The 25,111-nt window shown below is 64.1% G+C and carries 28 protein-coding genes; 8 read left to right on the forward strand and 20 right to left on the reverse strand.

The window, feature by feature from the left end; translation table 11 throughout:
- Window positions 1–107 precede the first annotated feature (107 nt).
- Window positions 108–365 carry a hypothetical protein gene (locus tag IC232_RS07755; protein ID WP_190844364.1) on the forward strand — a complete coding sequence of 86 codons (258 nt, stop codon included), beginning with the start codon at window positions 108–110 and terminating at the stop codon, window positions 363–365.
- A 141-nt stretch (window positions 366–506) separates the two neighbouring features.
- Window positions 507–938, forward strand: coding sequence for an RNA polymerase sigma factor region1.1 domain-containing protein (locus IC232_RS07760; RefSeq protein WP_190844365.1), 432 nt, complete (start codon window positions 507–509; stop codon window positions 936–938).
- Between the two features lie 21 nt (window positions 939–959).
- Here the strand turns inward: IC232_RS07760 and IC232_RS07765 are convergent, their stop codons facing one another.
- Window positions 960–2,177: a DUF882 domain-containing protein gene (locus IC232_RS07765; RefSeq protein ID WP_190844366.1), complete on the reverse strand. Its 1,218-nt coding sequence runs from the start codon at window positions 2,175–2,177 to the stop codon at window positions 960–962.
- 85 nt (window positions 2,178–2,262) lie between these two features.
- Window positions 2,263–2,970 carry a L,D-transpeptidase gene (locus IC232_RS07770; RefSeq protein ID WP_190844367.1) on the reverse strand — a complete coding sequence of 236 codons (708 nt, stop codon included), beginning with the start codon at window positions 2,968–2,970 and terminating at the stop codon, window positions 2,263–2,265.
- A 144-nt stretch (window positions 2,971–3,114) separates the two neighbouring features.
- Between IC232_RS07770 and IC232_RS07775 the strand changes: the two genes are divergently transcribed.
- Window positions 3,115–3,576: a DUF2726 domain-containing protein gene (locus tag IC232_RS07775; RefSeq protein ID WP_190844368.1), complete on the forward strand. Its 462-nt coding sequence runs from the start codon at window positions 3,115–3,117 to the stop codon at window positions 3,574–3,576.
- Between the two features lie 2 nt (window positions 3,577–3,578).
- Here the strand turns inward: IC232_RS07775 and IC232_RS07780 are convergent, their stop codons facing one another.
- From IC232_RS07780 to IC232_RS07805, 6 genes are all read right to left on the reverse strand, one after another.
- Window positions 3,579–4,589 carry a ribonuclease Z gene (locus IC232_RS07780; RefSeq protein ID WP_190844369.1) on the reverse strand — a complete coding sequence of 337 codons (1,011 nt, stop codon included), beginning with the start codon at window positions 4,587–4,589 and terminating at the stop codon, window positions 3,579–3,581.
- Between the two features lie 40 nt (window positions 4,590–4,629).
- A complete protein-coding gene (locus IC232_RS07785; RefSeq protein WP_190844370.1) occupies window positions 4,630–5,118 on the reverse strand; it encodes a DUF411 domain-containing protein in 489 nt (162 codons plus the stop codon).
- A gap of 89 nt (window positions 5,119–5,207) precedes the next feature.
- Window positions 5,208–5,510: a hypothetical protein gene (locus IC232_RS07790; protein WP_190844371.1), complete on the reverse strand. Its 303-nt coding sequence runs from the start codon at window positions 5,508–5,510 to the stop codon at window positions 5,208–5,210.
- A gap of 125 nt (window positions 5,511–5,635) precedes the next feature.
- On the reverse strand, window positions 5,636–6,019 hold the full coding sequence (locus IC232_RS07795) for a DUF305 domain-containing protein (RefSeq protein WP_190844372.1): 384 nt from the start codon (window positions 6,017–6,019) through the stop codon (window positions 5,636–5,638).
- Between the two features lie 29 nt (window positions 6,020–6,048).
- Window positions 6,049–6,543 carry a DUF4396 domain-containing protein gene (locus IC232_RS07800; protein WP_190844373.1) on the reverse strand — a complete coding sequence of 165 codons (495 nt, stop codon included), beginning with the start codon at window positions 6,541–6,543 and terminating at the stop codon, window positions 6,049–6,051.
- 10 nt (window positions 6,544–6,553) lie between these two features.
- Window positions 6,554–6,766 carry a heavy-metal-associated domain-containing protein gene (locus IC232_RS07805; RefSeq protein WP_190844374.1) on the reverse strand — a complete coding sequence of 71 codons (213 nt, stop codon included), beginning with the start codon at window positions 6,764–6,766 and terminating at the stop codon, window positions 6,554–6,556.
- A gap of 204 nt (window positions 6,767–6,970) precedes the next feature.
- Here IC232_RS07805 and IC232_RS07810 point away from each other — a divergent pair, with 204 nt between their 5' ends.
- Both IC232_RS07810 and IC232_RS07815 read left to right on the forward strand, forming a co-directional pair.
- Window positions 6,971–7,858, forward strand: a complete 888-nt coding sequence (locus IC232_RS07810) for an MYG1 family protein (RefSeq protein ID WP_190844375.1) — start codon at window positions 6,971–6,973, stop codon at window positions 7,856–7,858.
- A 3-nt stretch (window positions 7,859–7,861) separates the two neighbouring features.
- Window positions 7,862–8,776: a histone deacetylase gene (locus IC232_RS07815; protein ID WP_190844376.1), complete on the forward strand. Its 915-nt coding sequence runs from the start codon at window positions 7,862–7,864 to the stop codon at window positions 8,774–8,776.
- 3 nt (window positions 8,777–8,779) lie between these two features.
- On the opposite strand, the gene IC232_RS07820 is transcribed toward IC232_RS07815, so the two are convergent.
- From IC232_RS07820 to IC232_RS07840, 5 genes are all read right to left on the reverse strand, one after another.
- Window positions 8,780–9,712 carry a pseudouridine-5'-phosphate glycosidase gene (locus IC232_RS07820; protein ID WP_190844377.1) on the reverse strand — a complete coding sequence of 311 codons (933 nt, stop codon included), beginning with the start codon at window positions 9,710–9,712 and terminating at the stop codon, window positions 8,780–8,782.
- A complete protein-coding gene (locus tag IC232_RS07825; RefSeq protein WP_190844378.1) occupies window positions 9,709–10,662 on the reverse strand; it encodes a carbohydrate kinase family protein in 954 nt (317 codons plus the stop codon). Before IC232_RS07825 ends, IC232_RS07820 begins: the two co-directional genes overlap by 4 nt.
- A 76-nt stretch (window positions 10,663–10,738) precedes the next feature.
- Window positions 10,739–12,199: a family 43 glycosylhydrolase gene (locus tag IC232_RS07830; protein WP_190844379.1), complete on the reverse strand. Its 1,461-nt coding sequence runs from the start codon at window positions 12,197–12,199 to the stop codon at window positions 10,739–10,741.
- A 96-nt stretch (window positions 12,200–12,295) separates the two neighbouring features.
- The gene (locus IC232_RS07835) at window positions 12,296–13,420 is read right to left on the reverse strand and encodes an alginate lyase family protein (protein ID WP_190844380.1); all 1,125 of its coding nucleotides are present in this window, start codon (window positions 13,418–13,420) and stop codon (window positions 12,296–12,298) included.
- 64 nt (window positions 13,421–13,484) lie between these two features.
- Window positions 13,485–14,600 (reverse strand): DUF2778 domain-containing protein, encoded by a 1,116-nt coding sequence (locus IC232_RS07840; protein WP_190844381.1) that lies wholly within the window; start codon window positions 14,598–14,600, stop codon window positions 13,485–13,487.
- Window positions 14,601–14,866: 266 nt separating this feature from the next.
- Here IC232_RS07840 and IC232_RS07845 point away from each other — a divergent pair, with 266 nt between their 5' ends.
- Window positions 14,867–15,778: an MBL fold metallo-hydrolase gene (locus IC232_RS07845; protein ID WP_190844382.1), complete on the forward strand. Its 912-nt coding sequence runs from the start codon at window positions 14,867–14,869 to the stop codon at window positions 15,776–15,778.
- Window positions 15,779–16,082: 304 nt separating this feature from the next.
- On the opposite strand, the gene IC232_RS07850 is transcribed toward IC232_RS07845, so the two are convergent.
- A complete protein-coding gene (locus tag IC232_RS07850; RefSeq protein ID WP_190844383.1) occupies window positions 16,083–16,562 on the reverse strand; it encodes a cupin domain-containing protein in 480 nt (159 codons plus the stop codon).
- Window positions 16,563–16,776: 214 nt separating this feature from the next.
- Between IC232_RS07850 and IC232_RS07855 the strand changes: the two genes are divergently transcribed.
- Window positions 16,777–17,517 carry a hypothetical protein gene (locus IC232_RS07855; protein ID WP_190844384.1) on the forward strand — a complete coding sequence of 247 codons (741 nt, stop codon included), beginning with the start codon at window positions 16,777–16,779 and terminating at the stop codon, window positions 17,515–17,517.
- 99 nt (window positions 17,518–17,616) lie between these two features.
- Here IC232_RS07855 and IC232_RS07860 read toward each other — a convergent pair whose 3' ends face one another.
- The 4 genes from IC232_RS07860 to IC232_RS07875 form a co-directional block, all read right to left on the reverse strand.
- Window positions 17,617–17,991, reverse strand: coding sequence for a hypothetical protein (locus IC232_RS07860; RefSeq protein WP_190844385.1), 375 nt, complete (start codon window positions 17,989–17,991; stop codon window positions 17,617–17,619).
- A 177-nt stretch (window positions 17,992–18,168) separates the two neighbouring features.
- Entirely contained in the window at window positions 18,169–19,647 is a 1,479-nt protein-coding gene (locus tag IC232_RS07865; RefSeq protein ID WP_210335295.1) for a PAS domain-containing methyl-accepting chemotaxis protein, read from the reverse strand.
- A gap of 501 nt (window positions 19,648–20,148) precedes the next feature.
- Window positions 20,149–20,919 carry a hypothetical protein gene (locus IC232_RS07870; RefSeq protein WP_190844387.1) on the reverse strand — a complete coding sequence of 257 codons (771 nt, stop codon included), beginning with the start codon at window positions 20,917–20,919 and terminating at the stop codon, window positions 20,149–20,151.
- The gene (locus tag IC232_RS07875) at window positions 20,916–21,344 is read right to left on the reverse strand and encodes a DUF1801 domain-containing protein (protein WP_190844388.1); all 429 of its coding nucleotides are present in this window, start codon (window positions 21,342–21,344) and stop codon (window positions 20,916–20,918) included. The genes IC232_RS07870 and IC232_RS07875 overlap by 4 nt, the downstream gene beginning before the upstream one ends.
- A 300-nt stretch (window positions 21,345–21,644) precedes the next feature.
- Here IC232_RS07875 and IC232_RS07880 point away from each other — a divergent pair, with 300 nt between their 5' ends.
- Entirely contained in the window at window positions 21,645–21,821 is a 177-nt protein-coding gene (locus tag IC232_RS07880; RefSeq protein ID WP_190844389.1) for a multiubiquitin domain-containing protein, read from the forward strand.
- Window positions 21,822–22,008: 187 nt separating this feature from the next.
- Here IC232_RS07880 and IC232_RS07885 read toward each other — a convergent pair whose 3' ends face one another.
- Window positions 22,009–23,856, reverse strand: a complete 1,848-nt coding sequence (locus IC232_RS07885) for a TniQ family protein (RefSeq protein WP_190844390.1) — start codon at window positions 23,854–23,856, stop codon at window positions 22,009–22,011.
- Window positions 23,857–23,864: 8 nt separating this feature from the next.
- The gene (locus IC232_RS07890; protein WP_190844391.1) at window positions 23,865–25,088 is read right to left on the reverse strand and encodes a TniB family NTP-binding protein; all 1,224 of its coding nucleotides are present in this window, start codon (window positions 25,086–25,088) and stop codon (window positions 23,865–23,867) included.
- Between the last annotated feature and the right edge of the window lie 23 nt (window positions 25,089–25,111).

A 25,111-nucleotide genomic window follows, 5' to 3' on the forward strand; every position in this document is an offset into this window, starting at 1 on the left:
TTATGTGACGATCACGCATTAGAACCGTTCTATGTAAGCTGCGTGACAATTCGCCAAGGTGAGGGCGGGAACGCGACAACCCGTATGAGATCCTGTATGGTCCGGGAATGAGCAACGATACTTCTGAAATCCGTGATCAGCTGTCCGACCAATGGCAGAAGGTCGCGATCGACCTGATCCGCAAGGGGCTTCCCGCCGAAACCGTCTTCGAGACCCTGCTGACCGTGGGGCTCGCGGGTCAGGTTGAGCTGCATGGCAAGCACTTCATGGCCGGCAAGCTCGTGGCCATTGCCGAGCAGCTGTCCGAACAGGTCAGGCGCGAGAAGGAGGCTCTCCAGGAGGCCTCCACGGCCACGAAGAACTAGCATCCCGCATTCCCGGCGGCGTTGTTCATCATAGACGTTTTTCCATTGCAACGTCTGAGGCAATTGCCGCGTTAGCTTGGCGAACCTTCAAAGCGGCCTCGGCCGCTTCTTTGCCCTCCGGACACAATGGGGTGGTGCCTCATGCAGCAGGCGCTCGACAGCAATACCCTGGACCGCTTGATCGCCCTGGGACGCCAGCAGGGACAACTGACAACCCTCGATCTCGAAACCAATCTGCCGATCCATTCCATGAGCGCGGAAGACATCGCGTTGATTGTGGTTCACCTTGAGGAGGCCGGCGTTCCGGTCGAGCTGGAAGACAGCCTGATGGCTCCCAGTCCAAAGCCGGCCGCGGCTCCGACGAGGAGCGCCGAGATCATCCCGTTTCCGGATCGCGCCACTGCCGACCGGATGAAGAAGCGGACAGCACCCCTCCAAAAGGCAGCTGCCATTCAGGCGGCGGAGCCCGCCTTCGTTCAGCGGGAGAAACGCACGGCCCATTGGGCGGTGGCCATCGGGGGGCTTCTGGTGCTGGCGTTGATGGTCGGTGCTCTGATCCTCTTCGGCGTCTGACCCGCTCTAAAGGGCTGAGTCCTAGAGTTCGGCCTCGGCTGATCCAAGGACGGGCAGCGGCTTGACGGCCGGCCCGGTGAACTGCGTCACGCTCAGCTCGTGCTGATTGCGGGAAGCAAAGCCCAGATCCAGAAATGCCGTGCGGGGATCGAACAGGGCTTTGATCGCCGCCTTCTCATCATAGCCTAAAATCGGCTCCGGTTTGGGAGCGCTAGTCGTTACCGGAAGGATTGCCGAGGTCGTTTCCAACGCTTGGCCGGGCAGGGCGGCGCTGGCGAGCCTGATCTCCTTTGGACGCTGCGGCGGAAGAGGCGCAGGCGTCACGGAGGTGGCTATGCTCTCAGGATCGGCGGAAGCCACCAGGGTAACCGGGCTCTCCTGCGTGGGCTCGGACTGAGGTGCCGGCTGAGCATCCTTCCGCCCGAAGAGATTGGCCAGAACATTGCCGATGGACGGACCGCCGCCGGCCGAAGCCTGGGTGGCCAAGGAGGCATTCCGGGATAGGACCTCGGCCTTTGCCACTTCATAGCCGGCGAGCGGCTTACCGTTCGAGGGCAGGTGCAAGGTCTTCCCGTCCGGGAACAGTTGCACCAGTTGCTGCTGCGACATGCGCGGCCAGGCGCGCACATTGCCCGTATCCACATGAACGAAGGCGGAGGAGGGGTAATAGCCCACGCCGCCGTACTGCATCTTCATGGCAATCGCCCGCAGACGGCCGGTGTCCACGTCGGGCAGGCGGATATCCATGGCTTTGCCGAGCATGTGCTGGCTGTGCTCCGCCACACCGCTGGATCTGCGGCGCAGGGCACCGTTTGTTTCCGGCGAGCGGTAGGCGGAGATGATGTTGATGGGCTGCGAGGAGCCGGACTCCCGATAAACCTCCCAGAGTATATCGAACAGGCGCGCATCCATCTGGGCAGGCTTGTCGACCCGCCAGTCCCGCAGGAACCAGTTGAGCTGGCTCAAGGCGCCCTCGTCGATCCGGCCGTTCCGGCGGAATGTGACGGTCAGGCTCTCCCGCGTATGGGTATGGAAGAAGCTGAGTGTGCGGGTATCGCCGAACGCTGCCGCCCCCTGCATCGGAACCAGGGACAATGCCACGAGGGAGAGGGCTGCGGCCGAGAGGCAAATGACGGAACGAAGGACTCTCTTTCCGCCGGACAGGCGGCCGCCCCGCGGCACAGAGGCCACCTTCCATCCGCCAGCCGATCGCTTGGATCGGGCGAAGATTCCCGCCATGGTTCGTAAGTTCCCGCGTCCCTAAGCGACGTGTGATTGTTAACCATGGCAAAAATAGGCACGAACCGTGCCTATTTGCTTAATCTCAGGAGCGGGCGGCGGTCTGATCGCGCTTTCCTCGTCCGGATGGCGCGTTCAGGACGACGACCTTCGTGCCTGTCGGCGTGTGGTTGTAGAGGTCGATCACGTCCTGGTTGATCATGCGGATGCAGCCGGACGAGACGTTGGTGCCGATGGTCCATGGCTCGAAGGTGCCATGGATGCGATAGAGCGTATCCTTGTTGCCCTGCCAGAGGTAGAGGGCGCGGGCGCCCAAGGGGTTCCCTGGACCACCGGGCATGCCGGGTCCGCCCGGAAGTTCGCCCATCTGCTCCATGAGTTCGGGCTCGCGGGCGAACATTTCCTTCGGCGGATACCAGTCCGGCCATTCCTGCTTGGTCTTGATGGTGGCAGCACCCGACCAGCCGAAGCCCGAGCGTCCGACACCGACGCCATAGCGTACGGCCATCCCGTCCCGCATGACGAGATAGAGATACCGGCTCCGGGGATCGACCACGATGGTGCCCGGAGCCTCCGTGGTGTCGTACTGCACCACGCGGCGGAGAAAGGCCGGGTTGATCCGCGAGAGCTCGATTCCAGGAATCGGATAGAGATCATCGTCGACGGGTCCGTACATCCGTTGATGGGCGGACATATCGCGCAGCGATTGGGCGAAAGTGCTGCTGGACGGCAGAGTGGATCCTGCGGCAGCGGCTGACGCTCCAAGCAGGAATGTTCGGCGGCTGAGGTCCATGATGCTCTCCCCGGTGTTCTTTAACTCGACAATAAGAAGACGCAGGACCACGCATGCAGGTTTCATGCTAGCTGCTATGCTTTGTGGGCAGAACCAAGCCTGGCCGTTCACGTTTGAGCGAGTGCAGGGCAGGGGCGGAGCGATATGACGATCGACAATCTCTCATGGTCATGGCTGGCCGGCAGCGCCGTGCTCGGCATCCTGCTGGTGCTCGTCCTCTTCCTGACCCGAAAGCCACGCTTCCGCCGCGCTGCGATCATGACGGAGAACGAGCGGGAGTTTTACGGTCGCCTTCTCGCCGCCTGCCCGGACTGCCAGATCTGGCCTCAGGTCCCGATCCTGGCGCTCGTTCGGCCCGACGCGAAGGAAGGCAGCCGCGCATTCTGGATGGCGTTCAAGAGAATTTCCAACACCCGCGTCGATTGGGTGGTCGTTCAGGACATGGAGGTGCTGGCGGTTATCGAGCTGGACGACCGTTCCCACGACGCCCGCAAGGATGCACAGCGCGACAGGATCCTGAAATCCTGCGGCTATCGCGTCGTCCGGTTCAATTCTAGCCGCAGACCCGACGGGCGCCAGATCCACGAGGCGATCTTCGCCGATTGAGGTCAGGCAGAAATCGCCCGCCGGTCTGCCGATCCGAAGCTTTCATAGAGCTCATCCCGCAGAACATCGGGTTCTGACAGGTAGCGGGCCGAATGATGGAACGGCGTGACATGCCGGACGCCAGCCTCACGCGCCAGGGCGCCGGCCTCCCATGCCGTCAGGTGCAGGGAGGCCAGCGCGAGCGGGCGGTCGCATTCCAGAAACACGGCCTCGATGAAGAGCTGATCGGCTTTGTCGGCAAGACGCAGGATCTTGGCCCGGTTCTCCGCGTGGGGAGCGGCGTCGGTCACATAGGCGACCACCTGTCCGGGCGCCACCCGCAGGGCGCGGTGCTTGAGGTCCCCGAGAGGGATGGATCCGCCGTCCGGTACACCGAGGGTGTGGTCGTCCGGCAGCCCCAGGCGGACCGCGCGCTTGGCCTCGTTCAGCCACGGGCCAGGAGTAAGGTTCATCTCTGCCAGGACGCCGCGCCAGACGTTGACCTGCAGCACCTCCCGCAGGGCGAAGGCGAGAGACGGGATGCCGTGGTCGAGGGCAACGGCTTCGATCCTGAACTCGTCCTCCGTCCAAGCGATTCCATCTGAAAAGACTGGCGGCGCAATATCTCGGCGTCTGAAGGCTTCACGGGCGTGAAACTCGGCAGCCCTCGTCAGGCGGGAGCCGTCGTAATCCATCGCGCAGAGGCGGAAATCCACCGAGTTCTCATCGAGCAGATTCCACGTGAAGCTTCGGATCCGATGTTCAACCTGCTCCACGAAGCCCGGCGGGCCGATGAGGGTCAGCGGGGAGGGGCGGTGGAGGCACAGGCGTAACAGACGGTCGAAGCCGGCGATGTGGTCCACATGCGTATGGGAGACGAAGACGTGGCTCACCCGCAGCAATTCGCGGGATGAGAGAGGGCTGACGTCGCCCAGATCGAACAGGATGGCACGGCGGCCGTAGCGGAAGTCGAGGTAGAGGCCCGGATCGCTGAAGGGATCGTTCACGAGGCGGGGTTGAACAAGCCAACTCATGCCGGGCCAACGGCGCGAATCCTGGAGTGTTCCCGTTGCCTCAGGCTTCGCGGCCCCCGATATAGCGTGCATAGGTCCGCTGTCCGGAGGGGCCGAACAGAACCACCTCGTAGGTGTCGGGCTCCATGCCCTCGACCTCCATGCCGGGTGATCCGACAGGCATACCGGGAACGGCCAGACCCTTGCCGTCAGGCTTCTCGGCCAGCAACCGCTTGATCGCGGCTGGGGGAACGTGCCCCTCGATCACATAGCCGCCGATCTCCGCCGTGTGACAGGAGGCCAGCGCCTCGGGCACGCCAAGGCGGGCCTTCAGGCGGTTGACCTCGGCGGATTCGACCACCTCGACGTTAAAACCCGCCGCCTGGACATGCTTGACCCATCCGGTGCAGCAGCCGCAGTTCGGGTCTTTGGTCACAACCATCTTCGGCAGGGTCTCAGTGGCCAAAGAAGCCCGTGATGTGACGATCAGGCTGGACGCTGCAAAGCCTGCAAGCAGCGCCCGTCGGCTGATCGGTAGGGTAGAACCCATGAAAGTCTCCTCCTGTACGTCGGTCCGGATGCCCGGACCGACGATGCTTGAACCTGCCTTATCGGCAGGGCTTTCGAACCTTTAGGGTGTTAGCCCTCATCGTCCTCATCGGGATCGGTCACGTCGACCAGGAACATGATGTAGGGGCCTTCCTCCTCCTCATCATCGTCCTCCTCATCCTCGTCGAAATCGGCGCCCTCGAATTCTGACTTTTCCTCTTCCGTCGCCGGTCTGACGTTCAGGCTGGCAAAGCCGTCCCAGAGAGGAGCGCCTTCGCTCTCGAGGACCTTGAGGTCGTCCTTGAATTCCTCGCTCATGAGGAGTTCGCGGGCTTCTTCCTCATTGGCATTGGTGATGGCAACAGGCTTGTCGCTGATCGTAAGCGTGAACATCGTTCTTCCTTTCCATTCGCCCGCAGGGGATATCCACTAACGCTTCACCCGCCTGTTCGTGGCAGCATCCTGATACAGGGGTCAGGGAGAAAAGCCATCGCCGGCCACCTATGACCTGGGCGCAACTACTGGACACCCTTGTTTTTGAGCCAAGCCTGCATCTCGCCGATCTCGCGCTCCTGCTCACGGATAACGTCCTGGGCCCATTTGCGGATCTGCTCGTCCTTCGCATGCTGGAGGGCAACCTTCGCCATGTCGATGGCGCCCTGGTGATGGGGAATCATCCCGCGCACGAAGTCCACATCGGCATTGCCGCTGAAGGCGATGTCCATGTTCTTGTGCATTGTTTCATTCGCCCGCTTGTGGCCCTGGGTTGCGGGTGTATCGGGCGCACCTGCCGTCTGCGCGGGGGTGGAGTGGCCGGAATGGCCGCCATGGGCACCCTGGGCGGCGGCAAGGGTCGGCAGGACTGCAATGGCCGCGGCCAGGGCGATGATGCGATGCTTCATGATGGTTCTCCCGAAAATGAGTTTATGATCTAGGATCGCTGTCCGTGAAATGAATGCACGACGGCATGGCCCCGCCCGCGGGCGATCAGCCAGCGGTTGAGCGGGAACGCAAACGCGCCGGCGATGAGCAGGGCCACGGCAAGGCTTCCCCAGAAGAGAGAGCTGGCGAGGCCGGCATCCATCGCGCCCGGAATGGCCAGCATGATCAGATTGTCCACGACTTCCATGATGGTGATTGAAGCCGTATCTGCGGCAAGGGCGAGGCCCAGCGCCATACGGAAGGGCAGACCGCTGCGGAGCAGGGGCAGCATGGTCAGCGCGTAGCCGAACAGGAAGGCGAGGGCGACAGCCAGGATGATCGTCTGTGCCGTTCCCCAGCCGAGGGCAGTGCCGATGACAAGGCCGAGGACCTCGCCGATGGCGCAGCCTGTGAGGCAATGGATCGTGGCGCTGAGGGCGGTGCGGTTCAACTCGTTTCTGGATGGCGCGCCATGATGATGGTGGACATGAGCATCGGCAGGCATGCTGGCCTCCTCATGCAGCAGGACGGGCAAGGGGCTCAGCCGGGTAGCCCCCCTTGCTCAGGGCGTCGAGAAGCGAAGCCTCACTTTGCCTGGAGACCACCTTGACTGTGCGTGCCTCCAGATCGGCTTCGACTTTGGCTTGAGGGTCGAGTGCCTGCACCGCTCGCGTGACGGCACGAAGGCAGCCGCCGCAATTCATGCCGGGAATGTGGAAGATATGCATGGCCGGGATCCTTTCATCTCAAGGTCCCAGAATCTCTAGGCGTTCCCACGATGGTAAGGTCAAGCGGGTTGGGCGGGCTCGTTCGCTATTTATCCGGAATGATCATAAAGGATTGCTCCGGAACGGCTTATCTTGAGCGTATAGCTCTGCTATCGCGGGTATCGCGATTGATACGGAGTAGCCGACGCTGGTCGGAGGAGAGCGATGCGGATTGCAACCCATAGCGGCACGTTCCATGCCGATGACGTCTTCGCCTATTCCGTCCTGCGCGATGCCGTGGAAGCGTTCGAGTTTGTCCGGACCCGTGACATGGCGTTGATCGATTCTGCCGACATCGTCTTCGATGTCGGGGGGATCTACAATCCCGCTCAAGGCCGGTACGACCACCACATGCGGGATCTCCCGCGACGGGAGGACGGCACGCCCTACAGCTCGGTCGGCCTGATCTGGCGCGATTATGGACGCAAGGCCCTGCCACGGCTTGTGCCGGCGATCGGTGAGGACGTGCTGGAATCTGTCTGGCATGACATCGACACGACTTTCATCCTGACCATCGACCAAGCCGACAACGGGGTTGCCACGGCGAGCCAGAGCCATCTCGCGCTGCTGGTGGAAGCCTTCAATCCAGCCTGGGACAGCGGGCAGTCCTATGATGATGCCTTCCTTGAAGCCGCCGACTTCGCCAGAGGGATCCTGGTCCGTGCCTGCCGGCAGGCCCATGCCGAGGCTCAGGCCCTCTCCCTCGTGATGGCGGCAGCCAGACAAGCGCGGGATCCCCGCGTGATCGTTCTCGACCGCAAGCTGCCGTGGGAAAAGGCAGTTTTCGAGGGCGGCTTGCGTGATCTTCTCTTCGTCATCTACCCGAACGAGGATCTGACCGCCTGGTACTGCCGCACCATCCCGCCCGAGCCGAACTCCTTCGGTCAGCGGCTTTCCCTGCCTGAGGCTTGGCGCGGCCTGCAGGAGACGGAGTTCTCGAAAGCCGCCGGGATCAAGGATGGCGTGTTCTGCCACCCGAGCGGGTTCATCTGCGGAGCGCGCTCGCAGGAATCGGCAGTGCGTCTTGCGGAGATGGCCATCGCTGGAGGTTGAGCCATGAAGCAGGTGCCTATCGTCTCCCACACCGCTTACGTGGCCTCGCTTCCCGACGATCATCGATTTCCGATGCTGAAATATGGACGCCTGGCGGAGGTGCTGGCCGAGAAAGGCCTTACTCCCAACGGCTTCGTGACCCCGGGAGAAGCCTCGGCTGACCTGATCGCGCTGGCTCATCACCGTGCTTACGTCGATCAGGTCCTCGCCTGCTCGGTGCCTCGCGAGATCGAGCGGCGCATCGGTCTGCCGGTCAGCGAGAGCGTCGTTCGCCGCGCCAGGGCATCTGCCGCCGGGACGCTCCTTGCAGCGCGGCTTGCGCTGCAGCATGGGCTTGCCGGCAGCACCGCCGGAGGCTCTCATCATGGGCAGCGGGAAACCGGAGCGGGCTTCTGCGTCTTCAACGATGTTGCCATCGCGGCCAAGGCGCTGCGGGCCGACCGCACGATCCAGCGCGCCCTCGTCGTCGATCTCGATGTCCACCAGGGTGACGGCACTGCGGATTGCCTGCGCGACGAGCCGGATCTCTTCACCTTCTCCATGCATGCGGAGAAGAACTATCCCGTTCGCAAGATTCCGAGCGATCTGGACATCGGCCTGCCGGACCACATGGAGGACGATGCCTATCTGGACGTCCTCCGGTCCCATCTGCCGCGCCTACTGGACGCTATCGAGCCGGAGCTCGTGTTCCTGAATGCGGGTGTCGACCCGCATCGCGACGACAAGCTGGGACGGCTCGACCTCACCGATGAAGGCCTGCGCCGCCGGGACGCTTACGTGATCGAGCAGGCCCGCAGCCGCGGCATCCCCATGGTGACCGTTATCGGCGGCGGCTACTCCACGGACATCGATGCCCTGGCCAGGCGGCACGCCATCGCGTTCGAGGCGATGGCTGCCTGGAGCGAGGCGAACGGCTGATCCTCACACTCTGGATCGAGCGAGTGATGCAGCCAGTTGTGCGGCGAGCGCCGCGTTGTTCTTGACCAGCGCGATATTGGTGGCGAGGCTTCGTCCGCCGGTCTGCTCGAATAGATTGGACAGCAGGAAAGGCGTCACGGCCTTTCCGGAAACGCCGCGAGCTTTTGCCTCTGCGATGGCGGCACTGATGAAATCGCTCATTTCATGAGCGGGAATCTCGTCGGTGATGGGAACGGGATTAGCCACGAGAACGCCACCCCCAAGGCCGAGCGCCTCCTTGGTGCGGATCAGGTCGGCGATGGCGTCTGGCGTGTCGAGGCGCAGGGGAACGGGCAACGCGCTTGTGCGGCTCCAGAAGGCCGGAAAGCGGTCGGTTCCATAGCCGACCACGGGCACGCCGCGCGTCTCCAGATATTCGAGGGTGCGCGGCAGGTCGAGGATGGCTTTCGCGCCGGCGCAGACGACCGCCACCGGCGTGCGGGCGAGTTCGTCGAGATCGGCCGAGATGTCCATGGTGGTCTCGACGCCCTGATGGACGCCGCCGATGCCGCCCGTGGCAAAGACCCGGATGCCCGCAAGGTGGGCGCAGATCATGGTGGCGGCAACGGTCGTTGCGCCATGGCGCCTGGAGGCGACCGCATAGGGCAGGTCGGCCCGGCTCAGTTTCATCACATCCTTGGCGGTGCCGAGCCAGTCGAGTTCCCCATCCGACAGCCCGATCTTGATGCGACCCTCAATGATCGCGATCGTCGCCGGCACGGCGCCGTTCTCGCGCACCACCGCCTCCACCTCACGTGCCGTGGCGACGTTCTGAGGGTGGGGCATGCCATGGGTGATGATGGTGGATTCGAGCGCCACGACGGCCTCGCCCGCTGCGAGGGCCGACTGCACGTTGGGAGCGATGTCGAGAAAGCGGCCAGCGATGTCGTGGTTCATGAGGGCTCCCCTTCAAAGGTTGGGTCGGCTCTAAGGGACAAAGTGGTTTCCAGCAAGGCGAAGGACAGATCGGGCCGGACGCTCGCCGTGCTCTCCACCGTGAGCGCCGCGGCTGCCGTGCCGAGGCGGGCGGCTTCGGTGAGAGAATAACCTTTCACGAGCGCCACGAGCGTGGCGGCAATCAGGGCGTCTCCCGCACCCGTTGCATCTGTGATCTTCGCGCGGGTGGCACCGACCTGACGGGCTCCCGACTGGTCCGCCACAATAAGACCGGCTCCGCCGAGGGTCAGGACAACACGCTCGGCGCCGCAGGCGCGAAGACGCGCGGCTGCTTTCTCGGGAGAGGCCTCGGGTTCACCGAGACAGGCGCGAGCCTCGTCGAGATTGAGGAACAGCAATCCGACGCCGGTCAGATCCTGTGGCAGGCGCATGACCTTCGGCGTCGAGACGGCATCAACGGCCAGCGTGAGCGATTGCCGGCGAGCGACGTCGACGAGCGCGTGCAGGGTCTCGGACGGCAGGTTGCAATCGGCAAAAAGCCAGGCTGACCGGAAATGAGGCTCCACCTTGCGCAGCAAGGCAGGGGTCAATCCATCGAAGATACTCATGTTGGCGAGGCCGAGGGCCAACTCGCCATCGGGCTGCAGAACGGCCACATACTCCGCCGTAGCATGCTCATCAGAGATCGCCATGAACTGCGTGCCGATGCCGAGACGCTGGAGATCGTCGAGCAGGGCGCGTCCGTTATCGTCCTGTCCGAGGATCGATGCCAGGGAGACGCTAACACCGAGCCGGGCGACGTTCTCCGCCACGTTGCGGGCCACCCCGCCGAAGGAGCGCTCAGAATGAACCGGATTGGATGTTCCGGGCCGGATCGCGTCCAGAGCGCGGTACTTCCGATCGACGGCCGCGCCACCGATGCAGAGCATGGTTCCGATCCCCGTCTCCATGCTTTGCCCTCGTGCCTATGGCCCATGCTTGGCAGACGATATGCCGGATGATGGTCATGCCTGCAATGGCGGAACGCTATGGGGCAGGAGCGGACCCCAGGCTCACAATGCCTTCGCTGAAGGCGAGCGGCACGGCGAGCAGGGCGCGGAACTTCTTGTAACCGGCCTGTCCGGGGAAGAAGGCATGAAGGAAGAGCCAGGGTGCTCCGTCAGGTCCGGGCGCAACGGAAGGATGCCCAGGGCCGAGCCATTCTGCCGATGAGCGCAGGAGCGGTTGCTCCATCTTCCGGTATGGCCCGAGAGGCGAAGAGGCAATGGCGACGCCGGTGCCGTATCCCGGCGTCGAGAAATCATTCCCTGAGTAGAACATGTAAAAGGATCCTTCATGTTCCAGAACCCAGATCCCTTCGATCAGATGCGCCTCCCAGGCCTGATCGTTCTCGATCACGACGACCCGCTCACCGAGAAGCCGGCGCGTGCGAGGGTCGAACTCCTGGGCAAACACAGGAGTGCGGAGCGCAGTGAGAATAGCGCGCGCAGGCTGTGCGATCTCATCAGGGGCATCACCGGCGAGCAGAGCTTGAAGCCGCTGCCGGAAGCCTGAGAAGTCGTCCACGACTGCCTCGATCAGCACCTGCTGCACGAGAAACCGCTCCATGGGCTCCAGCCTCTCCACCCAGGGCCAGAGCGTGAGCGCCAGCGATGCCGTGCGCTGATCCTCGCTTGAGGGGAACAGCGATGCGACATGGCCCGGATGCTCATGCAGGAAGGCGCTCAGAAGCGCCGGCCATACATCGTTCGAATCCTCCTTCCAGAACAGGAAGCTGCGACCGTCCCGCGTCACGAAGAGATGAGGATCGATCACGCCACCGCTGACGAGAGGCACGTCGTCGCTCTCGAACGGTCCTCCCGGTTGTGGGGACCATGCAAGGCCGATGGCGAGCGAACCATCCTTTTGCCGCGCCGTGAAGCAGACGAGATACTGGTTGCCGGCGATATGCATTTCCGGGGCCCAGTAGTCGCTGACATTCAGTCCGTCCGCAGCCCAGGAGGGCTTGTGCCCCTCCGGAAAGACGAAGCCCACGGGCTCCCAGGATTCCAGGGTCCGGGAGCGCAGGATCGGAAAGGAATTCGGGGCGTCGTTGGAGGTGGCAAACAGATAATACCAGTCTCCGTCACCCGTGCGCTGCGCCGGAACGAAGGTGACGGCCGGATCGCCATAGCCATACCAGATGTCCGGCGACACGTTCCTGTCGAGGAGAACCCGATAGGGCGCCTCGAAAGCCGGTGCAACGCGCTCCTGGCGGTTGCGGGGAAGGCGGGTGCCGAAATCACGGGCGATCCTCTCGAAAAGGTCGAGGTAGTCGCTCTGCTGCCGCCCGGACAACTCGTAGCGACGGGTGATCCGCGCTCCCGTTGCATCGTTCCCTGCTATTTCAAACGCCTGCTCGGCATTTCCTGCTGTGAGACGAACCGCGAATGGGTACGGCGCTGCCGCTGGGGATTCGAAGAATATGCCATTCCCTTGGCCGTTCATGGGGTTTCTCCCGGAAGAGCATATCAACGGGACAGTCTTTTGAGATTGGGCTCGCGTCTCCGATCTCGTAGTGGGCAGACGTGAGGTCTTACCCTCTCACTCCGCACCATGAAACAGGAGCGTCGTGTTGCCGCCGATTTCGCTCGAACCTGCCGGACGTTTCTTGCTCAGCACGGCCTCGGCCTGCGGTGAGGGGCGGCGGCTCTGATGGATTTCGAGCCAGGCGATGCGCGATGGCGGCACGGTGCCGTCGCCTGGATAGGCCTGTTGCTTGGCCCCGGTGGCTTTCTCGAAGAAGGATGGATCGTCGAGGGAGCCCAGCACCCTGTCCACCAGTCGCTGCAGGGCCCCATTGTTCTCGGCGTAGAGATCAATCCCCTGGCTGCGGGCCAGCTCGGCGGTGGTCACCAGAGGTTCGGCGGCGAAGATGTGATAGTCGCGGGCGCGCTTGCCGCGCTTCATTTCGAGCGGCAGGGTTCCGTCCGGCGTGATCTGCGAAAGTCCGATGCGAGCACTGTCGAGGCCCCAGCGGGTCAGCTCCTTGTCATCGGAGGCAAGCCCAGCCGCTGTGGCGCCCAGGCCCGCCCAGTACCGATGATTGTTCCGGCTGGATGCCGCGTCGTTCTTGTCCATGAACCCGACGATCTGCTGGCCCAAGGTCTTCAGCCAGGCTTCGACCCGCTGCTTCTGATCGCTCGCAAGGCCGGGAGCGTTGCGGACCTGCAGGTAGGCCAGCGCGAAGCCGCCGAGGGCCTGCCCCAGATTGAAGTGCGCCTGCTTCGAGCGCATGTCGGTCATGGCCTTTGCGGAGGCCCAGGCGTCAAGCCAGCTGAGGGTGCAGGAGGCGGCGGCGGTGTTCTTCGGGTTCGATTTCACATAGGCGTTCGCAGTCTTGACCAGATTGCGTCCATAGGCCCGCAGCGGCTCGACGGCCTCCGCGTAAGTCTCCTCGGCATCCTCGTCGATATCCGCCCGCTGTGCATCGTCCTGCTTGTACTTGCTCTGAGTATCGAGGGTGATCACGGGCGCACTGGGCGTGTCGCACTCGTATTTGGGCTTTGCCTGCACATTGTCCTTGGCAGGGGCGGGGACGAGGTAGCCTGGACCTTGAGCATAGGCGGCGCCCACGGAGGCAGCGAGCAGGATCGTGGCAATGAAGGAGGGCCGCAGCGCATATCGCGCAGCAACTCGCCTCATGTCCGATTTCGCATCTCGCATCATCCGCCTCTCCTGTACCGCCGTGCAGGAACTAGGCGCTCAGGGCCGCAAGGCCAGAGGCGGAGCTTCAGAAGGCCTGTGCGAAGCGGCGGCGCTGGGCCATGCGGTTGCTCGCCATGGGAGGCAGCAGGTCCTGCCCGCGGCCGGCGGTCACGATCAGGCGCTTCACCTCACCCCTGAGATAGGCCTGGAGGAACTTGTCGTAGTCCTTGAAGGAGACGCAGCCATTCGAGTCCCCGCGCGGCCCGAGCAGATACGTGTGGGCCAGGATGCCGTCGCGGCCATAGATGGCGGGGCTGCCGCCCACCGGGTTGAGACGAATGGCACGCACCCCGTGGAAGAGCGCCTCGCGTTCGGTGAGGATGTAGGTGCCCGGCGGCGTCGAGCCCTTCATGCGGACGTTCACGTGGCGCGGATTGTCCATCATGTCGCCCAGACCGGAATGGGCCTCCAGCTTCTCACCGTTCGGCATGTAGACCGTCTGGGCGACGATGTCATAGACGGCGGTGCCCGCACTCACGGAGTCCGGGGTGGAGCCGAAACGCGCAGTCGGTGCGATGCTGCCCGTCCCGCGATCCAGAGCCGCATAGCTGAGCGCGGCGTCAGGCGGGCTGGACGGGCGCACGCCAAAGAGCTTCTCGAAGAAGTTGCGGTTGTCAGCCGGCGCCGCGACCGGTGCTGCCGGCCCGCGAGGCGTCACTATGGCCGGCGCGCTCGCCACCTGGGTGGAACCCGGTGTCCTCGGCGCCCGCAGGTCTGCCGGCCGCGGGACCGGCAGGGGCACCAGGGTAGGCATCGGCGCGGCCGCTTGGGCGACCTCCACAGGTGGAGCCGGATCGGGCATGGGCTGCGGGGGAGCAATACGAATCTCACGCTGCACGGACGAGCGGAAGCCGGGCTCGAAGGGGGTGTCCGGCCTGAGGGCGAGGGCGCCCGGTTTCAGGGTAGGATTTGGGTTGATCAGAGCCGCGTCTAAGGCCAGAGCGGGCTTGAGGGGCTGAGGCGCTGCGCTGATTGCGTGGCCAGCCACTGTCACCTCGGGCGCTGTGCCGACCGATTGCTCGAAATCCACGAAGAGGGCCACGGGACTGAGCGAAATCGCCACGAGAAGAGCTGTCGGAAGCAGGCTGCGGTTCCGCCGGAGCGGGGCGCGACGAAGGGATGAATAAGGCTTGTGCGCCATGGCAAACTCTACGCAACAACTCGGGCTTCCCGTGATGAGGAAGCGATACTCTCAATAGAGATGATTGAACGACACTTTGGTTAAGATCGGGATAATCCCCGGTTGGCATTCATCGGGTTGATCCAGTTGCGGCCCTCGCCGGAATGGTAGTGGTGCGGATCTTGCCGGAACAAAAACCTTGGGCCACTCTCCGAACGGTCGCCCCTGATCCCGACGGCTGAGGGCTCAGCCGCGTCACCTGCCAGTGCTGAAGAAGAGGTTTCGCCATGACAGCCGAGATCGCAGCCTCCCTTGACGTGCGTCCTGAGGTCAAAGCGTTTTTCGAGCCGCGCACCTGCAGCATCCAGTACGTCGTCGCGGATCCGGACACGAAACGCTGCGCCATCATCGATCCGGTGCTCGATTTCGAGCCCAAATCCGGTGCAACGTCCACAGGCTCGGCGGACGATATCCTCGCCTATATCGAGCAGCAGGGCTACAGCCTGGAATGGATCCTCGACACCCATCCGCATGCCGATCATTTCTCAGCCGCGGGTTATCTGAAGGACAGGACCGGCGCCCCCACGGCCATCGGTGAGAAGGTGGTGGAGGTCCAGAAGCTCTGGAAAGCCTTCTACAATTGGCCCGACAGCTTTCCCACGGACGGTTCACAATGGGACCGGCTCTTTGCCGATGGCGAGCGGTTCAAGATCGGCAACCTAGACGTGGAGGTGATGTTCTGTCCCGGCCATACGCTCTGCTCGATCACCTATCTCGTGGGCGATGCCGCGTTCATTCACGACACGCTGTTCATACCGGACGGCGGAACGGCGCGGGCCGACTTTCCCGGCGGCTCGGCTAAGGCGCTGTGGCACAGCATCCAGCGCATCATGGCGCTTCCCGACGATACGCGCCTCTTCGTCGGCCATGATTACATGCCCGGCGGACGGGCTCCGCAATGGGAGAGCACGGTGGCCCAGCAGCGTCGGGAGAACACGCATCTCGTGAAGGCTGCCACCGAGGAGGAGTTCGTGGCCCTGCGGGAAGGACGAGACCGCGCACTGCCCATGCCGAAGCTTATCCTGAACGCGCTCCAGGTGAATATCCGCGGCGGTCGTCTGCCGGAGCCGGAAAGCGATGGAAAGCGCTATCTCAAGATCCCGCTCAATGTCTTTCCGAACGTGCCGTGGGGCGACTGAGGCTGATCGCGAATACCGAGTTTCCGCCCCTTGCGCACGGCATTTCAATCCCCATATCAGGCTGACCCAGCGGACATTGTTGTGGACTTCGGAACGCGGCGGGCGTCACCGCCTGCTTCCGATGAGGCCGTGCCAGGACGGATGTAATCCGGCATGGCCTGTTCTTGCGCTCGCCTGACGATGCGAGTGCCCGTCTGGACCCGATTAGCCCAGGCCCGTAGCAGGCGAGGCGAGAGATGCGCAGGCATCCCGCCCGTTCGCCCCGGAGCCTGGGCTTTTTCATGTCCGATGCTGGCAGCGCCGTCTATTGCGACTTGCGTGGATCGTCAGCGGGATTGACGTAGGCGATGCTCCACGGGCCGCGCGTGCTCAGCTGCACCACGGTTTCCTGGTTGACCTGCACATAGTGCTGCGTTCCCGGCGCCATGGCGATCACGCCGCCGGCGTTGATGGCTTTCATCTGCGCGGGGTCGACACCCGCTCCCATGCCGATGTTGAACTGGCCACTGACCACAGTGACCACTTCATCGACGGCATGCGTGTGAGCCGGGATCTTGTAGTTGGCCGGGAACTTCAGCCGCATCACGAACACGCCGTCCTTCGTGGGATCTCCGTAGAGGAGCGACATCTGAGCGCCCTTCGGCAGGGAGGGAGGTCCATCCTTCCAGGTGACGTCGCCAGGGTTGGCCATGACATGCTGGTGCTGTTGCTGCGCAGTGGAGGGCATGAGCATGAAGAGAAAAGCCGAGGCACAAGTGGCTGCTTTTAGTATGAAGAGTTGCATCGCGACCTCCCGTTGTGGGTGATGTGGCGAACGCTTACAGGGCGGTCAGGAACGGACATCTGCCGCTGCGGAAAAGCTCTGCCTCTTGCGAGCGGTTGTCAAGAACATGCGCCCCGGTTACGCCATCGGCGGCATCTTCGCACGGGAGTGTTCACCTCGACGGGTCTAGCCGCTACAGACGTGCAAGCGATTCACACGAGGCGGCCGATCCGGAATGTCCACCTGGCGAGACGAGAAGAACCAGAAGGCCCGTGCCCGGCTCGAGAAGCGCCTTTCCGCGCTCTTCCCACCCTGCGTGCTCTCCCACGCGCTGCGCCAGCCGCTGACCCCGCCAACCCAGCGCCGGGCAGTCGAATCCTATTGGCGGCACCGGCCGCTCCTGGCCGACCGGCTGGCGCGGGCGCTCGCTGCCAAGTCCGGCCAGCCCGCAGGCTGGCAATGGAGGCTCGGATCCGGCAAGGAGGCCGGCCTGCCGCCCACCTTCCGCATGCCGCCGGCGCCCTACCGGGAGGCAGCCTTTGCCCGTGGGCCCGGGCATTGCTGCGTCTGCGGGCAGCCGGTCTACCGGCTGGGCTGGCACTGTGACCTGTGGGACGACGGCAAGCCGAACCGGAACGCCACCTGGCATGCGGCCTGCGTGGTAGCCTGGCAGCTCTGGACGGCTCCGCCCGACCACCTGAAGGCACTCAAGCTGCGCCAGAACCGCAGATGCGCCACCACCGGCCGCCGTCTTCTGAAGACCGCCGAGGTGGACCATCGCGTTCCGCTCTACGCCGTCTGGTCCGAGCACCGCTCGAAGCCCTGGCCGGAGCTGCTGGCCTATTGGGGCGTGCCCAATCTCCAGGTGATCAATAAGGCGGCGCATCTGGATAAATGCGCCGAGGAAGCGGCCGAGCGGGCGACGCGCAGGTCCATTGCCGGCCAGGAGAACAGCGTTGACGAGGCGGGGCTTTAAGGCACAGCTCCGGAATACGAGCCGCCGAAGCTTCTGCCACTCACGCAAAAAGAGGCAGGGCTTTCGCCCCGCCTCGTCCATGTTCTGTTTTGTGAGAGATTAGTCGAGGGTCCGCACCCGACGGCGCACGGTGGTTGTGGTCGTGCTGCTGTCGTCGTCATCCATCATCATGCGGCCGGGAGCATAGTCGCGGGCGGACTGGACCTTCACGCGCTTCTTCACCTGCCCGGGAGCGTAGTAGGACGCGCCGCGGCGGGTGGTGACGGTGGCCGTGGTGGAGGGCTCGCGCACGACGCGGCGCTCCACAGTGCCGGAGCGGCGGATCACGCGGGTCGAGCTGACCTCGTCGTCATCCTGCATCATCTGTCCGGGGGCCACGGAACGCGAGCGGATCTCCACCGACTGGGCGGACGCTGCCGTGCCAAAGCCGACAACAAGAGCTGCGGCCATCAGGCCGGTTTTCATAAGACGCATTTGAACCTCCTCAAGGGAATGTTGCGTTGGAGGTCCAACGTTCCCTGGCATTGAGCGTTCCAGCGTAACAGTGAATTCTGTCCGCCTCTTAGGACAAGGATCAGCGGTCATGATGCCGGACGCCTGCTCTCATCGCCTCCAAAGCTTGTCCTTTGGCGTGCAGGATCGATCCCTCGTTTAGCGGGCAAGGACGACCGCGGCCTCCTTGGTCGTGCTGACGGCCTGCGACACGCGGCCGACGGCCGACGTGATCGCCCCGATGTTGTTGGAGATCCGCGCCACGGAGTGAGCGGCGCCCTGCATGTTGGAGGACATCTCCTGCGTCACCGCGCTCTGCTGCTCCACCGCCGTCGCGACGCTGATCACGTGGTCGCGCATGGTCTCGACCGACCCCTGGATTTTCGCCAGCGCCTCGACGACGCCGCCTGAGACGTTCTGAACCGCATCGATCTCCGTGGTGATCTGCTCGGTTGCGCGAGCCGCCTGAGCGGCAAGGTTCTTGACCTCTGTGGCCACGACCGCGAAGCCCCGGCCGGCTTCGCCCGCGCGGGCCGCCTCGATGGTGGCGTTGAGCGCCAGCAGGTTGATCTGGCCGGCGATGTTCTGGATCAGGCCCACGATGCCGCCCATGGCCGCGGTGGCGGCCGACAGCTTGTCGGTGAACTCGCTCGCGCTCTTGGCCTCGTTGAACGCCGTCTCGGTAGCCGCACGGGAGTTGGTCATGCTCTGGGAGATCTCGGCCACGGAGGCCGCCAGCTCCTCGGCAGCAGACGCCATCATCTGCACGTTGCTGGACGTGCTGGTGACCGCTGCCGTGGCCTCTCTCGCCTCATGGCCCGAGTGATCGAGAGCGGTGCCGATCTCGCCGAAATTCCTGTCGATGATCTGACGCAGATGGAGCAGCAGGCTCACCTGCTGGGTCACGTCGGTGGCGAACTTGACGACCTTGTACGGGCGTCCGCATGCATCGAGGATCGGATTGTAGCTGGCCTCGATCCAAATCTCCCGGCCGTCCTTGCCGAACCGCCTGTACTGGCCCGCCTGATACTCGCCGGCTTTGAGCTTGCGCCAGAACTCCTGATAATCGGAACTGCCGCGCAGAGAGGGATCGACGAACATGCTGTGATGCCGGCCTTTGATCTCGTCGCGCGAATAGCCCACGGTTGCGAAGAAGTTGTCGTTGGCGTCGAGAATGTTGCCGTCGAGATCGAAGGCGATCACGGCCTGCGACTTGCGGATAGCCTCCACCTGGCCCTTCATCTCCGCCTGCTCCTGCATCTGGCGGGTGATGTCGGTGGCGAACTTGACGATCTTGAAGGGCTTTCCGTCCCGGCCGAGAAGCGGGTTGTAGCTCGCCTCGATCCAGATCTCCCGGCCGCCTTTGCCAAAACGCCGGTAGCGGGCGGCCTGATATTCGCCCTGCTTCAGGCTCCGCCAGAACGCGGCGTATTCATCGCTGCCGCGGAAGCCGGGATCGACGAACAGTCCGTGATGCTTTCCCCGGATCTCGTCGAGGGTGTAGCCCACCGTGTCGAGGAAGTTGCGGTTCGCCGTCAGGATGTTGCCGTCGAGATCGAACTCGATGATGGCCTGCGATCGGTCGAGCGCGGCGAGCCTGGCTCCGACATCGGCGTTGGTCTGCGAGAAAAGAGACAGCACGAAACCTCGCCTTGAAATTCGGAGTGGCTGGAACAGTTATGCTCAGTTGAACTTTCAATGAAGTGTCGCCGGATCTGAATGAAGATTTGGTAAATACTTGGCTCCTTTACGTCATGAGCCTGTTTTATTGATCGGCTTTGGTGTCGCTGTGCTTGCAGCCAGCACCTTGTGGTCCGCAGCGGGTGCTGCGAGCCTGAAAGTTGATCGAGGGTGGCGCGTCGGGCAGCCCGGCTCGATGTGTGTTGGAAGATTTGAGAGCCAGACTGCTCTTCGCGCACGGTTTGTTTCAGCGGACCTGGAACAAGCCAGGATCGGCCACCCGCGATCACAGGGGTGCGAGCCCTGCGGCGGGACCGTGCCTGCTCCCACACTGCGACGCCTCGCGAGCGCGCCCCTCAATAGGAACAGATCTACACAACGATATAGCCGAGCTTGGCGAGACTGTCAAGAACAAAAGAGGAACATCAACCCTGCCGCCGCCTGTTGCGGCGGGCTCGGTCAGGGGAGCGCGGATCCTTCCAGGCCCTTGCGGACCTCTTTGATCCAGCACTCTTCTTTCTTGCCCATGGGGTGGCGCGCGACCACGAAGCGGCCGATGGGCTCGCCGTCGAGCATGAGAGCGCCGTAGGCGTCCAGGTATTTGCCCTTTGGCTCTGCCTCGACCGCGAAGCATGGGGCACTGACGAAGGGTTTGGCCCAATCCAGACCCGTCGCGAGGACGAGGCGCTTGGGCCTGAATGTTGCGATCTCGTGCAGCAGCAGCTCCCGGCAGAGCGCCTGCTGCCTGGCGATGACCTTCGCCCCAGGGTTCCAGCCCTTCTCGGGCGCGAACTTGTACAGGTTGGACCATACGAGGCGGGAGGACCAGGTCGGGTCCGCGGGGGCGGACGGATCGAGCCCGGCCAGAACCTGCTTCGCGGTGCGCCAGAAGGCCGAACGGGCCGTGTTGTAATCGTCCTTTTTCCCGCTCCACGGGTTCGCGACCCAGCGCAGCGGGCAGGGGCCGTCCTCGTCCAGGCCGAGGGCTTTGTCGAAGACGGCCTGGACCAGCGCGTCGATGCGGGATTCGTCCTGCAACGCGGCGGGCGTGCAGCCCGGTTTCAGCCAGCCGTTCACGGCCCGGCCGACCCACATCAACTCGCCCTGGTAGGCCTCGCCGCGCGCGGCGAGAAAGCCTGTCAGGGGCTCCGTGGGCAGGGCGTTCGCCGCCCAGCCGATCTCCTGCGCCATGGCGCGGAGCAGGCTCTTGTCGCGGGTGCGGTCCATCATGGTGCCGCGCGGCTCGGGCGCTTGGCGGGCTTAGACGTGTTCAGGGCAGCGGCGGCCTGGATGAGGGTTTTGAAGGCCTCCGCGTCGAGCGCCTCCCCCTCGCGCAGGTCGATGGCGCGGCGGGCGTTGCCCTCGAGGCTGGCGTTGAAGAGGCGGGACGGGTCGTCCAGCGAAGCGCCCTTGGGAAAGGTCAGCTTCACGACGGCCTTGTAGGCTTCGCCCGTGCAGATGATCCCGGCCTTCTCCCACACCGGAACCCCACGCCACTTCACCGCCTCGACCCCATCGGGCACAGCCTGCCGGATGAGCGCCCGCACCCGCGCCAGCGTCTCGCCGCGCCAGTCGTTCAGGTGCTGGATGTGCGCGTCGATCTGTTGGGAGGGGGAGGGTGTTTGTTCGAGCGGGGCGGTATCTGCCTTCTGCATGGTTGATACCTCTCCGCTCACTTGAGCATCACTCATTAGCCCCTGCTGTCATTGCGTCGCATGGAGAGTTAATTCACGCAACTTAAGATATATTTGCGGTTTGATGGAATCGCCTGTTGCGTGAATAATGATATGACATAAAATACATTTTCTAAGATCATTTTCATAGCTCAAGGAACGATATGATGTCGACTGAACCGGGTAGCAAAGACAAAGAACCGAAAGCGGTGACGATCTACGTGAACGGAACCCCTTACAATGTACCAAACCCGCCCTGCGGATAAGCAACGAGAACTCCCCATGTCTGACGAGAACAAAGGCCCCGGCAAGACCATCACCATCATTGTGAACGGCACGCCGTACAATGTGCCCAAAAAGGAAGTGCTGACCTATGTGGAGGTCGTCACCTACTTCGACCCGACCTATCCGCAGCATCCTGACACCGTCTATTCAGTGACTGTACCTCTGCACATTTAATTGCCCGCTTAAACGAAATTTCCCTCATTCATCATTGGGGTGATTTTTCGGATTCGCAAGCGAATGGCCCCTTTTGCGCAACAGCTCAGCCTTCGAGAACGCAGTCATGGCAAACCGCGCGCAAACGAAAACCCCCGAGGCGAGCCTCGGGGGTTGGGCAACATCAATCGATGTGAGTGCGTTTAAGTCATGTGGGAACGGTGTCGCGCCGGAACAGCAGCGTGCGTTTCGCCGCTTCTATCACGATGGCAGGCTTTATGCCGCGCGCGGCCAGCATCCGCCGCAGCGCCTCACGCGACTGATGCCGTTCCAGGGCAAGCCGCGACAGGGTGACGGTCTCGGACTCGAAGCGCGTCATCTCCGCCTCGGTCACTACCGTCTGGGGACAGCGATTGACCGGATTGACGGCGGTCCCGCTCGCGAGATGCCCGCCGGCGATCAGGCCCTTGACGGCGGAGGTGTGAACGCCGAGACGCCGCTCGACGTCGCGCAGCGACAGGCTGCCGTGATCCGGACGGCGCACCGCCGCCCGGACCTCCTCCACGTTGACGAGCACCGACAGGTAGCCGCGCGTGCCCGTCCGCTGGCCGATGAAGGACAAGTGACGTTCCAGAACCGCCGTGACGATCTCCCGCGCCGAGCAGTTCGCGCGCTTGGCCGCCTCCGGAATGGTGGCCGTCCCCTCCAGCCGCGCGGTAACCGGCTTGGCGTCGGCCATCAGGCGGGCGAGGAAGCCGTCGAGCTCGGCGCGGGCAAAGACCGGGCGCAGCTCCGAGCCTTTGGCGGCGAGCGGCCGGATGAGGCCGGACTCATGCAGCAGCGTCATCTGCATCCGCGGCGCGTTCAGGTAGTGGCCCGCCCGCTTCAGACTCAGCGCCCCCGTGACCTCGAGCGCCAGGCTCGCGGCGGCACTCGCGGGGAATACCACCTGGTCGTCGGACAGTGAGCAATTGTCCTCGCCAATGAGACCCTGGCGAAGGAGCAGCTTGCGCAGGCGCTTGGGATGCTCGCCCGTTTCCTGCGACAGGGTGTGGATCGAGTGCATGCGCCGCTCGGCGACGGGCTTGCCGAAGATCTCGTCACCTGGGCCGACCGCCGTGGTGGCAATCAGGTGAGAGGCGATCCTGGTCCTGATCGGGGCATAGGCCGGATCCTTCGCCTCGCTCGAGAGCCATTCGTAGAGGCGTCCGAGCTTGCGCCGGGGCTGGCCGTCCTTCACCGCCTGCACCTGATTGCGCAGGCGGGTCAGGAGGTCCGTGAAGGCGCCATCCCCGGCCACCGCGATGCGGTAGCCCTCGTGCCCGGCCTCGCGCCACTGCAACTCGGTGAGACGGCTGCGGCGCACCCGCGGCCCGTACAGGGACACGGCGCCGATCATCTCGCACGCCCGCGCGGCGGCATACCAGGGCAGTTCCTCGAGCATCGGCACGTTGAGCGCGTCGCCCCAGATCCGCGCGAGCAGGTAGGCCTCGAAGGGCGAGGTGGGCAATTCCTCGCCCTTGATCCGCCCCGCCGTGATCGTGGCCCAATTTGCCTGCACGGCGGCGGCGAAGTCGGGCACCCCCGGCCGTTCACCGGGTGCCGGGAGGCAGGTGAGTTTGAGACCGTGCCGAGCGCACGTCCGAACCGAGGCGAGTGTCCAGGCTGCCCGCCCATAGGGGCGCAGGCGGTCGGGGCCGGAGCGCGTGTCCAGATCCTCGGCCAGGCAGGCGAGGCAAACCCGGACCCGGGAGCGGCACAGGCTCATGGGCCTTAAGCTCTGTCCGTTGAGGGAGAACACCTGCGCCTCTTCCTGCGGCTCCTCGCGCCTGAGCGAGAAGCGGCGCACGGCCTCGAGATCGGCGCTTGTTGCTGCGGTGAGGCGGGCGAGCGCCGCCTCCTCGCCGTGGGCCAGGCTCACGGCGCTGGCGCGCAGATCGGCGCAGAACGTGCCGAGATCAAGCCCATAAAGGGCGGCGTTGAGCGCGGCATGGCTGAGCGCGGTTTCTCCGACGCCGAGGTCGACGGTGTAGCGCAGGCGTTTGGGGAGAGACATGTGAGCACTCATGCGCGACCTCCCTTGCGGCGGGACGCGGCCGGGCCTTGCGGTTCCGCCAGAGCGGCAGTGGGAACGAAGCCGGAGGATACGAACTCCCAGTCACGCACGGTGAACAGGTTCTCGTCCGGCGCGCAGCCCGTGCCGGCAGCATACGCATCGGCGAAGTGCGCGGGGTTGAGCTCGTCCGATCCGGCGCGGATCGCCTCCTCGGCGGCCGCGCGGCAGATCTGGATCACCAAGCCGAACTGGCCGCCGGCGGCCTGGCACAGGCGCGCCAGGAACTCGTCGCCCAGAATGTCCACCGGCGTCAGCTCCGCCGGACCCTCGCTTACCGTCTTGACGATCATGCACAGGCCCTTCACGTCTGCGGGGAACGAGAGCGGCGTGAAGCGCACGAAGCGGCAGCGGCGCTGAAGCTGGATGTCGGTCTTGACGAAGTCGACCAGCGAGGGCAGCCCGGACAGGATCAGCGACACCGGGTTCTCGGCGTGCTGCATCAGGTTCTTGAGGGTATCGGAGAGTTTCTGCATCTCGTGCGCGTTGTTGACACCCAGCGCATGCTGCATCTCGTCGATGTGCAGGATGCGCACCTGGCGCACGCGGAGCTGCTCGCGAAGGCGGGAATAGGCCACGTTCTCGCGGATGTCGCGCACCATGCCATAGCCGAGACCCTGGTTCATCACCTCCATGGCGAGCGCCCGCGGGGTGAAGGGCGACGGCGCCGTGATCGAGACGATCGGCACGACAGGACCCACAGCCAGGTTGCGCGGCTGGAGCTCGGGCTGCGAGGCGATCAGGCGGGCGATGGCCGCCGACTTGCCGGCGCCGCTGTCGCCGACCACCACGAGGGCGCGGCCCTCGACGCGCCGGCCGGAGACGTTCAAGCCATGCAGGTCCTTGAGGCGGGTGACCTCACCTTCGACCACGTCGTACATGCCCGTGCGGATGAAGAAGGCGTTGAGCCGATCGATGCGTGCGATGATGCGCTCATGCCCCAGATCGCGCAGGACACCAGCGGTGGACGGACCGGCGTCGACGGTCAGGTCGAGCACGGGCTCGGGCAGAACGCTGGCTGCGGACAGGCTGGGGTCGTCCTCGCGCAGAGGGATGATGTTGTCGGAAGCGGTGGTGGTCTTGGTCGTCATGGTGGTTTCGGTCTCCTGATGGCGGGTGGCGGGTGCAGTCGTGGGGGCAGTCATGGGCAGGTCTCCGGTGGAACGGGTCTTCATGGTTTGGTCTCCTGGTTGCAAAG

Source organism: Microvirga sp. (assembly GCF_014699075.1).
GTDB lineage: Bacteria > Pseudomonadota > Alphaproteobacteria > Rhizobiales > Beijerinckiaceae > Microvirga.